12 protein-coding genes are annotated in these 10,496 nt (G+C 71.9%); 6 read left to right on the top strand and 6 right to left on the bottom strand.

Translation table 11 applies throughout. The annotated features are described in order from the left end of the window. Positions 1-46 precede the first annotated feature (46 nt). Genes AB0G11_RS43940 through AB0G11_RS43950 form a run of 3 tightly spaced genes read right to left on the bottom strand, consistent with a single transcriptional unit; the run spans position 47 to position 3,192 of the window. Positions 47-1,873, bottom strand: coding sequence for a transketolase (locus AB0G11_RS43940; protein WP_357592837.1), 1,827 nt, complete (start codon positions 1,871-1,873; stop codon positions 47-49). 45 nt (positions 1,874-1,918) lie between these two features. Beyond that, positions 1,919-2,926, bottom strand: a complete 1,008-nt coding sequence (locus tag AB0G11_RS43945) for an SDR family oxidoreductase (protein WP_357592839.1) — start codon at positions 2,924-2,926, stop codon at positions 1,919-1,921. An 8-nt stretch (positions 2,927-2,934) separates the two neighbouring features. Continuing rightward, positions 2,935-3,192, bottom strand: a complete 258-nt coding sequence (locus AB0G11_RS43950; RefSeq protein ID WP_357592841.1) for a hypothetical protein — start codon at positions 3,190-3,192, stop codon at positions 2,935-2,937. A gap of 55 nt (positions 3,193-3,247) precedes the next feature. On the opposite strand from AB0G11_RS43950, the gene AB0G11_RS43955 reads away from it, so the two are divergent. Genes AB0G11_RS43955 through AB0G11_RS43965 form a run of 3 tightly spaced genes read left to right on the top strand, consistent with a single transcriptional unit; the run spans position 3,248 to position 5,257 of the window. Continuing rightward, positions 3,248-4,249, top strand: a complete 1,002-nt coding sequence (locus tag AB0G11_RS43955) for a DNA topoisomerase IB (protein ID WP_357592843.1) — start codon at positions 3,248-3,250, stop codon at positions 4,247-4,249. A gap of 44 nt (positions 4,250-4,293) precedes the next feature. Beyond that, the gene (locus tag AB0G11_RS43960) at positions 4,294-4,542 is read left to right on the top strand and encodes a BON domain-containing protein (protein WP_219517977.1); all 249 of its coding nucleotides are present in this window, start codon (positions 4,294-4,296) and stop codon (positions 4,540-4,542) included. Next, positions 4,535-5,257 (top strand): metallophosphoesterase, encoded by a 723-nt coding sequence (locus tag AB0G11_RS43965; protein WP_219517975.1) that lies wholly within the window; start codon positions 4,535-4,537, stop codon positions 5,255-5,257. The genes AB0G11_RS43960 and AB0G11_RS43965 overlap by 8 nt, the downstream gene beginning before the upstream one ends. 11 nt (positions 5,258-5,268) lie before the next feature. Here AB0G11_RS43965 and AB0G11_RS43970 read toward each other — a convergent pair whose 3' ends face one another. Both AB0G11_RS43970 and AB0G11_RS43975 read right to left on the bottom strand, forming a co-directional pair. Continuing rightward, the gene (locus AB0G11_RS43970) at positions 5,269-6,993 is read right to left on the bottom strand and encodes a SpoIIE family protein phosphatase (RefSeq protein ID WP_219517973.1); all 1,725 of its coding nucleotides are present in this window, start codon (positions 6,991-6,993) and stop codon (positions 5,269-5,271) included. A 183-nt stretch (positions 6,994-7,176) separates the two neighbouring features. After that, positions 7,177-7,326, bottom strand: coding sequence for a GPGG-motif small membrane protein (locus AB0G11_RS43975; RefSeq protein WP_020543887.1), 150 nt, complete (start codon positions 7,324-7,326; stop codon positions 7,177-7,179). A gap of 70 nt (positions 7,327-7,396) precedes the next feature. On the opposite strand from AB0G11_RS43975, the gene AB0G11_RS43980 reads away from it, so the two are divergent. Further along, positions 7,397-8,353: a TIGR03557 family F420-dependent LLM class oxidoreductase gene (locus AB0G11_RS43980; RefSeq protein ID WP_357592845.1), complete on the top strand. Its 957-nt coding sequence runs from the start codon at positions 7,397-7,399 to the stop codon at positions 8,351-8,353. Here AB0G11_RS43980 and AB0G11_RS43985 read toward each other — a convergent pair. Then, positions 8,350-8,835: a DUF1360 domain-containing protein gene (locus AB0G11_RS43985; protein ID WP_219517969.1), complete on the bottom strand. Its 486-nt coding sequence runs from the start codon at positions 8,833-8,835 to the stop codon at positions 8,350-8,352. The genes AB0G11_RS43980 and AB0G11_RS43985 overlap by 4 nt on opposite strands. Positions 8,836-8,903: 68 nt before the next feature. Between AB0G11_RS43985 and AB0G11_RS43990 the strand changes: the two genes are divergently transcribed. Continuing rightward, a complete protein-coding gene (locus tag AB0G11_RS43990; protein WP_219517967.1) occupies positions 8,904-9,500 on the top strand; it encodes a nucleotidyltransferase in 597 nt (198 codons plus the stop codon). A gap of 49 nt (positions 9,501-9,549) precedes the next feature. After that, entirely contained in the window at positions 9,550-10,365 is an 816-nt protein-coding gene (locus tag AB0G11_RS43995; protein WP_219517965.1) for an SAM-dependent methyltransferase, read from the top strand. The last annotated feature ends 131 nt before the right edge of the window (positions 10,366-10,496 follow it).

A 10,496-nucleotide genomic window follows, 5' to 3' on the forward strand; every position in this document is an offset into this window, starting at 1 on the left:
AGACCTCCACCCGGAGCCCGGGTGGAGGTCTTCTCGCGTGTGCGCCTCAGATGAGCCGCTTGACCGCCGCGACGATGGCGTCCCGGTCGATGCGGGCGTCGGCGAGCTGTTCCTGCGGGGTCGCCGAGCCGGGCAGGCCGTGGACGGCGAGTTTGACGACGCGCGGGCCGAGCTCGCTGACCGCGTCCAGGACGGCGTCGCCCAAGCCGCCCTCGGGCCGGTGGTCCTCGACGGTGATCAGGTTGCCGGTCGTGGTGGCCGCCTCGACCAGGGCGGCGGCGTCGACGGGCTTGACCGAGTACATGTCGATCACGCCCACGTGGATGCCCTCGCGGGCCAGCGTTTCGTGCGCGGCCAAGGCCTCGTGCACGGTGATGCCCGCCGCCACGATCGTGGCCCGGTCGGCGGGGGAGTGGCGCAGCACGCGGGAGCCGCCCACGGGGAACCGCTCGCCGGGCGGGTAGACGACCGGCGTGTCCCCCCGCGTGGTGCGCAGGTAGGCGACGCCGAACAGGTCCGCCATCTCGGCCGTCAGCGCCGCCGTCTGGTTGGCGTCGCACGGGTAGAGCACGGTGCTGCCGTAGACGGCGCGCATCATGGCCAGGTCCTCCAGCCCCATCTGGGACGGCCCGTCCTCGCCGATCGACACGCCCGCGTGCGAGCCGACCAGCCGGATCGACGACTGGGACACTCCGGCCATCCGGATGAAGTCGTGGGCGCGGGTCAGGAAGGCGGCGAAGGTGGCCGCGTACGGGATCCAGCCGCGGATGCGCAGGCCCTCGGCGGCGGCGACGAGCTGCTGTTCGGCGATGTACATCTCGAAGAACCGCTCGGGGAACTGCTGGGCGAACGCCTCGGCCTTGGTCGAGTCGGCCACCTCGCCGTCGAGCGCGACCACGTCGCCGCGCGCCGCGCCGAGCGCCGCCAGCGCCTCGCCGTACGCCGTCCTGGTGGCGACCCGCGCGCCGAGCTCGTACTCGGGCAGCCGCAGCTCCCCGTCGGGGAACCGGTACGGGTCGCCCCCGTTGTCCGGTTTGCGCACCTCGACGCGCAGGTCGCGGGGGCCGCCCAGCTCCTCGACCGCCAGGTCCGGCTCCTTGAGCGCCTTGCCGTGGGCGCCCTCGCGGTTCTCGACCTCCAGGACGCCCTCGCCCTTGCGCGTCTTGGCCAGGATCACGGTGGGTCGCCTGCGCGTGCTGCGGGCGTCGCCGAGCGCGTAGTCGATCTGCCCGGGATCGTGCCCGTCCACCTCGACGGTGTGCCAGCCGAACGCGCCGAACCGCCGCGCGTACGCGCCCAGGTCCCAGCCGTGCCGGGTAGGCCCGCGCTGGCCGAGCCGGTTCACGTCCACGACGAGCGTGAGGTTCGACAGGCCCTCGCTGCCGGCGTGCTCGGCGGCCTCCCACACCGAGCCCTCGGCGAGCTCGCTGTCCCCGCAGAGCACCCACACCTGGTACGGCATGCGTTCCAGCCGCCCGGCCAGGGCCACGCCCACGCCCACGGGCAGCCCCTGGCCGAGGGAGCCGGTGGCCACCTCGACCCAGGGCAGGCGCGGCGTCGGGTGGCCCTCCAGGCGGCTGCCGCGCTTCCTGAACGACAGCAACTCCTCGTCGCTGATCGCCCCGGCGGCCTTGTACAGCGAGTAGAGCAGCGGTGACGCGTGCCCCTTGGAGAAGATCAGATGGTCGTTGGCCGGGTTGGCGGGATCGGCGAAGTCGTAGCGCAGGTGGCCGGCGAACAGCACGGCCATCAGGTCGGCCGCGGACATCGACGACGTGGGGTGGCCGGATCCGGCCGCGGCGGCGGCGCGCACGGAGTCGACCCGCAACTGCGCCGCCAGCTCCCCGAGGAACTGAAGATCTAGGTCGGCCATCAGGCCACCTCCTGGTCGGCTTGGACGGCAGGGCTCGCGAGCGGGTCAGCGCAGCACGCGGCGGAGCAGGACGGCCCCGGCCGCCGCGCCCGCCAGCGCCGTCACGGCCCCGCGGTGGCGGGAGAGCCAGAGCTGCGGGCTGCGGCCGTGGCTCTTGCTGTCGAAGCTGCCGTGCGCGCCGTAGTCGGCCGTCTCGTCGGCGGGCTCCCACAGGTTGGCCACGCCGCTGGGCGGCTTCTCGCCGGTCTGCTGGGAGTCCACGCCGGTCCTGCCCAGGTAGCGGTCCACGAGCGCGGGGGCGATGCGCTGGGCCAGCAGCGTGGCCACGGTCATGGAGCCCACCCAGTACTCCTTGCGCTCGGGATGCGCGGCGGCGTGCACGATGCCCCGGGCCGCGACCTCCGGCTGGTAGATCGGGGGAACGGGCTGGGGGTGGCGGCGCAGCTTCGACAGCACCCAGTCGAACTGCGGCGTGTTGACGGCCGGCAGCTGCACCATGGTGATGTGGATGCCGCTCCGCTCGGCCAGCAGTTCGGTGCGGACCGATTCGGTGAAGCCCTTGATGGCGTGCTTGGCTCCGCAGTAGGCCGACTGCAGGGGGATGCCGCGGTAGGAGAGCGCCGAGCCCGCCTGCACGATCGCGCCGCGCCCGCGCGGCCGCATCAGGTCCAGGGCGACCCTGGTGCCCCAGACGTAGCCCAGGTACGTGACGGCGGTGGTGCGCTCGAACTCGGCGGGTTCGATGTCGGTGAACGGGGCGAACACCGAGGAGAACGCGACGTTGATCCACACGTCGATGGGGCCCAGGTCGGCCTCGGCCTGCTCGGCCGCCTGCCGTACCTGCTCGTAGTCGGCGACGTCGGCCTCGTACACCTGCCCGACGCCGCCGGCGGCGCCGACGTCCACGGCGGCGGCGCCCAGCCCGGTCGTGCCCCGGGCGATCAGCGCCACCTTGGCGCCCTGGCGGCCGAGCTCGCGCACGACCGCGCGGCCGACGCCGCCGCTGGCACCGGTGACGACGACGACCTTGTCCTGGAGGGGATGTGCTGACATGGGGGAGTTCAGCCCGCCTCTCCTGTGTCGCGGTTCTTCTGACGGCGTACGGCCATGACGATGTCGATCACGACCACCACGGCGGCCACGACGGCGATCCCGGTGATGACGGGCGCGCGGGCGATGACGCCGAGCACGGCGAAGGCGAACAGGAACACCAGGAGGAACGAGCCCACCCGGATGTGCACCACGTCGCGCGGCGTGGCGGGGACCATGGCATGGCCGCGGCCGTCCCTGGTCTCTTGCCAATTCCGGTCTTCAGTCATGGGGGCCACCTGCCCGTGCCGTTTGCCGCCTAACGTCGTGGGTAGCCGGGCCGGCGTGCCGGACCTGCATCCCAGTGACCAGAACGAGCCGGGCATCGTGCGGCGCCGCCGCGGGCGCGGCTTCAGCTATCACGGGCCGGACGGAGAGCCGGTGCGCGACCCGGCGACGCTGGAGCGCATCAAGGCGCTCGTCATCCCCCCGGCCTGGACCGACGTGTGGATCTGCGCCTCCGAGCACGGCCATCTGCAGGCGGCCGGAACCGACGCCGCGGGCCGCCGGCAGTACCTCTACCACGAGGAGTGGCGGCGGCAGCAGGACGAGGCCAAGTTCGACCGGGTGCTGGAGCTGGCCGAGCGACTGCCGGCCTTCAGGAAGACCGTGGACGACCAGCTCGCCGGGCGCGGCCTGACCCGGCAGCGGGTGCTGGCCGCCGCCGCGCGGCTGCTGGACGTGGGCTTCTTCCGCGTGGGCGGCGAGAGCTACGACACCTACGGCCTGGCCACGCTCAGGATGGAGCACGTCACCTGCTCAGGCAACACCGTGACCTGCTGCTACCCGGCCAAGGGCGACATCCCGCGCGAGGTGGAGGTGGCCGACGCGGGCGCCTGCCGGGTCATCAGGTCGCTCAAGGCGCTGCGCGCCGACGGCGAGCTGCTGCGCTACCGGCGCGACGACGGCGGCTGGGCCGACGTGCGTAGCGAGGACATCAACGCCTACCTGCGCGACACCATCGGCGACTTCACCGCCAAGGACTTCCGCACCTGGCACGCCACGGTCCTGGCCGCCGTCGGCCTCGCGGTGTCCAAGGAGGCGGACTCGGCCACGGCCAGGAAGCGCGCGATCACCCGGGTCATGCGCGAGGTCTCGGAGTACCTGGGCAACACCCCGACGGTCGCCCGCTCCTCGTACGTGGATCCGCGCGTGATCGAGGCGTACGAGCGCGGCCGGACGATCGCGGGCGCGCTGACCGAGCTCGGGGCGGACGTCGACCACGGCATGCTCGCCACGCACGGGACCGTGGAGCGCGCGGTCATCGACCTTCTCGTTGCTGTTTGAGCTGTTCGTCCAGGGGCATGCGGCGTCAGAGTAAGGAGGAAGCCATGGAAGCTCCGCAGTACGTCGCGGCCCGCGTCCAGGAGGCGATGGCACAGGACGGTCGTACGCACGAGCTCGGCATCCACGTCGACGTGCGCGGCGACCAGCTGTTCCTGCGCGGCCAGGTGAGCGGCGCCGAACAGCGCGACAGGCTCGCCGAGGTGGCCAGGGAGGCCGCCCCCGACCTGCACGTGCACAACGAGATCAACGTCGTCGAGGTGACCGAGCCCGGGGAGGTAGAGCATCTTGACTGAATTGCGCATAGCAGCCGTAGGAGACATCCACCTGGGCGAGGACGTCCGGGGCCAGTACCGCAAGCGCCTGGAAGGCATCGAGGAACGCGCCGACGTGCTCATGGTCGCCGGTGACCTGACCCGGCACGGCACGCTGGAGGAAGGCAGGCTGGTGGCCGACGAGCTGCGCGACCTGCCGGTGCCCGTCGTCGCCGTGCTCGGCAACCACGACTACCACTCCGATCTCCAGCACGAGATCACGAGCGAGCTGCGTGACGCCGGGATCATCGTGCTCGACGACGACGGCGCGGTCCTCGACTGCGGCCCGGTCCGGCTCGGCGTGGTCGGCGGCAAGGGCTTCGGCGGCGGGTTCGCCGGCAAGTGCGCCAGCGAGTTCGGCGAGCGGGAGATCAAGGACTTCGTGGCGCACACCCGCTACATCGCCGAGGCGTGGCAGCGTGCCCTCAAGGACATCCAGGCCGACCGGCGCGTGGTGCTGTCGCACTACTCGCCCGTCAAGGAGACGCTGGAGGGCGAGCCGCACGAGATCTACCCCTTCCTCGGCAGCTACCTGCTGGCCGAGGCCGTCGACACGGCCGGGGCCGACCTCATCCTGCACGGCCATGCGCACAAGGGCAGCGAGAAGGGCATGACGCCGGGCGGCATCCGCGTCCGCAACGTGGCCCTGCCGGTGCTGGGCCGGGCGTACGCGGTCTACTGCCTCAACGGCTTCTGAGGGGCGGCTCCTCAGAGGACGCGCACGGCCATCAGGCAGATGTCGTCGTCCGAGCCGCCGCCCAGCCGTCCCAGCAGGCAGTCGATCACCTCTTCCGGGTCGTCGCCGACGCAGAAGTGCGCCGCCTGGACCAGCGCCTCCATCCCGGCGTCCAGGTCCCGGCCGCGCCGCTCCACCATGCCGTCGGTGTAGAGCACCAGCAGGTCGCCCGGCTCCAGCGGGGTGACGCACATGCTGTACTCGACCGGGCCGAAGGCCCCCAGCATGGTGCCCGTCGCCGCCTCGACCAGCCGCGCCCGGGCGTTCCTGACGAGGATCGGGCCGGGATGCCCGGCGCTGGTCCACGAGAACGTGCGGTCCGACGGGTCGAAGTGGCCGATGATCGCCGTGCCGGTCGCCGTGACGCCCTCGTTGGAGTGCAGGATCAGGTCGTTCAGCCAGGTGGCGAGCTGCCCTGCGGGCGCCGCCGTGTAGGCGAGCCCGGCCAGGCCGGAGCGCATCTGCAGCATCAGGCTCGCCGCCGTCAGCCCGTGGCCCATCGCGTCGCCGATCGCCAGCAGCGTGCGGCCGTCGGGCAGCACCCGCGACTTGAACCAGTCGCCGCCGAGCCGCGCCAGCTCCTCCGCCGGCAGATACCGTACGCCGACCGCGAGCCCCGGGGTGTGCACGAGGCCGCGGCGCAGCGGCATGATCGTGTCCTGCAGCCGCACGGTGAGGTCGTGCTCCTCCTCGGCCCGCCGCCGCTGCCGGGTGGCCTGCTCGTGCGCCACCGCCAGCGCCCGCTCCCTGCGGCGGGTGCGCGTCACGTCCTGGGCCAGCCACCGGACCTTCACCGGCACGCCGTCGCCGTCGAGGATCGGCTCGCTGAACACGCTCAGGTGCCGCACCCCGTAGCGGTGCTGGACGCGGAAGGACGTCTCGACCGCCTCGCGGTACTCCAGCAGCGAGCGCATCATGTCGTCCACCAGCGGCAGGTCCTCCGGCACCACCATGCTGGAGACGTCCTCCAGCGTCAGCGGGGGATCGTCCCGGTTGCGGCCGAACATCTCGTACAGGCCGGACGTCCACAGGACGTTCTCGGTGGCCAGGTTCCACTCGCCCCACCCCAGCTCGGCCAGCCGCTGGGCGCGTTCCCAGCCGGTGACCAGCAGCTCCTCGGCGTCCAGCGTCCGCCAGGTGACCAGCAGCCCGTCGGCCACCCGGGCCGCGCGCACGCTCAGCGTCGCCGGCCACACCCGGTGCTCCACGACCTCCACGAACTCCAGCGGCACCCGCTGCACGGGCTCGCCGCTCTCGTACGCGCGGATGTAGTCGTCGAGCAGGCCCGAGCTGGCCACCCCGGGGCTGGCCGTGAGCAGGCGCCGCCCGGTGAGCTGGTCCTCGGTGAGTCCGGCGGGCGTCGTGGCGTGCCGGTTCGCGGCGACGATGCGGAAGTCGACCACGCGCCCGGCCTCGTCGCAGACCGGCGTGATGTAGATGGCGGAGGCGTGCACCGCCTCCAGCATGCCGCGCACCCAGCCCGGCACCTCGGCGGCGACGACCTCGGGCTCCGGCGGGCGCTCGACCCCCAGGGCGACGTCGACCAGGGAGAGCCCGCTCTGCTTGGCCATCCTGGCCAGCCGTTCGGCGGCCTCGGCCGGGCGGATGTCCAGGCCGGTCGCCAGCCGGGCGGTGGCCTCGTCGATGACGGCCCCGTTGCGCAGATGAAGGCGCAGCCTGGCGAGCTGCTCACGCACTCTCGCCGAGGCTGCGCCCGTCTCGTAACGGCTGAACGACGGCAAATCACTCACCCCACGCCCATGCCCTTAGGAGTGGCACTGAGTTCGGCGTGGGGCGATATTTAAGCAAAAACTGTTTATTGGTTCCGCTGGGCCGGTCTCGGAGTTCGGCCCAGCGGATGAGACTGACCGCTGACCTGCCTAAACATTGAAGATACTGACCCCGCCAGGCCCGACGAGGAAACCGAGAACGATAAGGACGATCCCCCACAGGAGATCGCGACGGGCCAGGATCACATAGATCCCGGCGATGACGAGGATTACCGCGATGATCCAGAGCAAAGTAGCCATGAGCCAGCAACTGCCCCGCTGATTCGACACTTAACATGTTTTCCGTTCCGGCGACGGGAAGGGTAGCCGCATGACGACATACGGCTACTTCCTGTCCTGCGAGGAGCACGGGCCCCGCGAGCTGGTCCGCCAGGCCAAGGCCGCCGAACGCGCCGGGTTCGAGGCACTGTGGATCTCCGACCACTTCCACCCCTGGCTCGACGAGCAGGGACAGGCCCCGTTCGTCTGGACGGTCATCGGCGCGATCGCGGAGGCCACCTCGCTGCCCATCACCACGGCCGTGACCTGCCCGCTCGTGCGCACCCACCCCGTCATCGTGGCCCAGGCCACCGCCACCACGGCCGCGCTCACCGGCGGCCGGTTCCGGCTCGGCGTGGGCACCGGGGAGGCGCTGAACGAGCACGTCATCGAGTCCCGCTGGCCGCCCGCCGCCGAACGGCTGGAGATGCTGGAGGAGGCCGTCGGCCTCATGCGGGAGCTGTTCACCGGCAAGCTCGTCACCCACCGGGGCCGCCACTACCAGGTGGACACCGCCCGGCTCTACACGCTGCCCGACGAGCCAGCGCCCATCTACATGTCGGGCTTCGGGGACAAGTCCATCGAACTGGCCGGCCGCATCGCCGACGGCTACGTCTCCACCGGCCCCAGCGCCGAAAGCGTGGAGAAGTTCCGCCAGGCGGGCGGCGCCGGCAAGCCCACCCTCGGCGGGCTCAAGGCGTGCTACGCCGCCGACGAGGCGAGCGCGCGCAAGACCGTCCACCGCCTGTGGCCCACCCAGGGCATCAAGGGCGAGGCGTCCCAGATCCTGCCGCTGCCCCGGCACTTCGAGCAGCTCGCCGCCTCCGTCACCGAGGACGAGGCGGTCGCCGGCACCCCGTGCGGCCCCGACCCCGAGGTCCACGCCCGCGCCCTGCGCGAGTACGTGGACGCCGGCTTCGACGAGGTCTACGTCAGCCAGATCGGCCCCGAGCAGGACGCCTTCTTCGACTTCTACCAGCGCCAGGTGCTGCCGCTGGTCAGAGGCTAGGAAGCCGACTTCATCAGCTTCGCGTAGGCCAGCTGCAGCCAGTCCGACGCGGCCACCGCCGTCATCGCCGCCCCCGCCAGCCGCGTCACCCGCGGCGCGAACACCAGGCCGATGGCGTAACCGGTGGCCGCCCACTGCGCGATGCAGAACGGGCAGCTCAGCAGCTCGCCCATCGTGTTGCGCGGCTCCTCCTTGAGCTCCGACGGGCCGCTCACGCCCTCGTACCGGGTGAACGGCGCCCGCAGCGGGCTCGTGACCGGGTCCTTGGCCAGCAGCCGCGCCACCTTGTGCGTGCACGCCGCCATCAGCCCCAGGTCCATGAGCCCGACCCGGTCCGGCGCCCGCCGCCCGGTCAGCGCCGCCGCGGCCGCCGCCGCGCCGACCAGTACCCCGTACGTGCCCATGATCCTCACGTACGTGCCGAGCGGGCGATCATGCTCGCCCTGGTACTCCTGCTCGGTCCTTTCCAGGAATTGCGTCATGGGGCCTCGCGCTACCCCGAACGCCCGTGATCACGCCTATTCGGCGATCGTGAGGGTAGCCCGCACACATGAGCAGCCACGGCCACGAAGTCACCGACGCCATCCTCGACACGCTGAAGCGAGCCAGCTCCGCGTTGAAGGACGCCGGGGTGAGGTTCGCGCTGGCCGGCGGCTGCGCGGCCTACGCCAGGGGGGCCGCGCCGTCGCTGCACGACGTGGACTTCGTGCTCGCCGAGCACGACGTGCCCGCCGCGCTGGAGGCGCTGCGCTCGGCCGGCTTCGAGACGGCCAAACCCCCCGAGGACTGGCTGGTCAAGGCGTACGACGAGGGCCGGCTGGTGGACCTGATCTTCAAGGTGTCGGACCAGGAGGTCACCCCGGCGCTCCTCGCCCGCGCCGAGCCGATGAAGGCGTCGGCCGTCATCGTGCCCGTGCTGGAGGCCACCGACCTGGTCATCTCCTGGCTGCTGCCGCTCTCCGAGCACGCCTGCGACTACGGGGCGCTGCTGCCCCAGGTGCGGGCGCTGCGCGAGCAGGTCGACTGGGACCGGGTGGCGGCGGTCGTGGCGGACTCGCCGTACGCCTCGACGTTCCTCACCCTGCTCGAACGGCTCAACGTGCTCGACGCCCCCGTCACCCCCGCCGGCGACCCCACCTGGCCGTAGACCCGGACAATGGGTACGATCCGCGTCAACCTCTCGAAGGGGGGCGCAGGTGACCATCCAATCCGGCCACGAGTGGATACCGCCCGGCGTCGACGCGGAGCGGCCCAGTGTCGCCCGGGTGCACGACGCCCTGCTCGGCGGCACCGAGAACTTCGCCTCCGACAGGGCCGTGGCCCGCCGCCTCAAGGACGCCGTGCCCGAGGTCGTCGACCTGGTCTGGTGCAACCGCGCCTTCATCGGCCGCGTCGTCGACTACCTCGTCCGCCAGGCCGGGGTCCGCCAGTTCGTCGACCTCGGCGCCGGGCTGCCCACCGTCGAGAACACCCACGAGGTCGCCCAGTTCGCCGACAGCTCCGCCCGCGTCGTCTACGTCGACCTCGACCCGATGGTCGAACCGCACGCCCGCGCCATCCTGGCCCGCAACGACCACGCCACCGCCATCACCGCCGACGTCCGCGACATCCCCGCCGTCCTCGGCCACCCCGAACTGCGCCGCCTCATCGACTTCCACCAGCCCGTCGCCGTCCTCGCCATCGGGCTCCTCCACCTCATCCCCGACCAGGACGACCCGCACGCGCTCATCCGGCGCTACATGGCGACGCTGCCCTCCGGCAGCCACCTGGCCGCCTCCAACTTCATGTCCGGCCCCAACCCCAAGGCCCAGGCGCTGGAGACGATGCTCCAGGTCACCATGGGCACCGGCCACTTCCGCGGCCGCGAGAGCATCACCCGCTTCTTCGCCGGCCTCGACCTCGTCGAACCCGGCGTCGTCCACTTCCCCCAATGGCACCCCGACGACCGGCTCCCCGGCCCGCTCGCCCCCTGGGAGGAGATCCTGCTGGGCGGCGTCGCCCGCAAGCCCTGACCGCGATTAAGGGGATGAGCCCGGGGCCCGTGCGGAGCTAGATCGCTGATGTGAAATTTGGTGATCGGCTGCGGGCGTGACGAAGGGCGTCCATGGTCGGTGTGTGAAGACAGACTTGGACGCCCTTCTGA

Source organism: Nonomuraea sp. NPDC023979 (assembly GCF_040639085.1).
Taxonomy (GTDB): Bacteria; Actinomycetota; Actinomycetes; order Streptosporangiales; family Streptosporangiaceae; genus Nonomuraea; species Nonomuraea ceibae.

Bases quoted from the DNA above. Each gene is read 5' to 3' on its own strand.
- AB0G11_RS43975 (WP_020543887.1), bottom strand. From the start codon at position 7,326: ATGGCTACTTTGCTCTGGATCATCGCGGTAATCCTCGTCATCGCCGGG.
- AB0G11_RS43960 (WP_219517977.1), top strand. From the start codon at position 4,294: ATGGAAGCTCCGCAGTACGTCGCGGCCCGCGTCCAGGAGGCGATGGCA.
- AB0G11_RS43940 (WP_357592837.1), bottom strand. From the start codon at position 1,873: ATGGCCGACCTAGATCTTCAGTTCCTCGGGGAGCTGGCGGCGCAGTTG.
- AB0G11_RS43985 (WP_219517969.1), bottom strand. From the start codon at position 8,835: ATGACGCAATTCCTGGAAAGGACCGAGCAGGAGTACCAGGGCGAGCAT.
- AB0G11_RS43945 (WP_357592839.1), bottom strand. From the start codon at position 2,926: ATGTCAGCACATCCCCTCCAGGACAAGGTCGTCGTCGTCACCGGTGCC.
- AB0G11_RS43950 (WP_357592841.1), bottom strand. From the start codon at position 3,192: ATGACTGAAGACCGGAATTGGCAAGAGACCAGGGACGGCCGCGGCCAT.
- AB0G11_RS43990 (WP_219517967.1), top strand. From the start codon at position 8,904: ATGAGCAGCCACGGCCACGAAGTCACCGACGCCATCCTCGACACGCTG.
- AB0G11_RS43980 (WP_357592845.1), top strand. From the start codon at position 7,397: ATGACGACATACGGCTACTTCCTGTCCTGCGAGGAGCACGGGCCCCGC.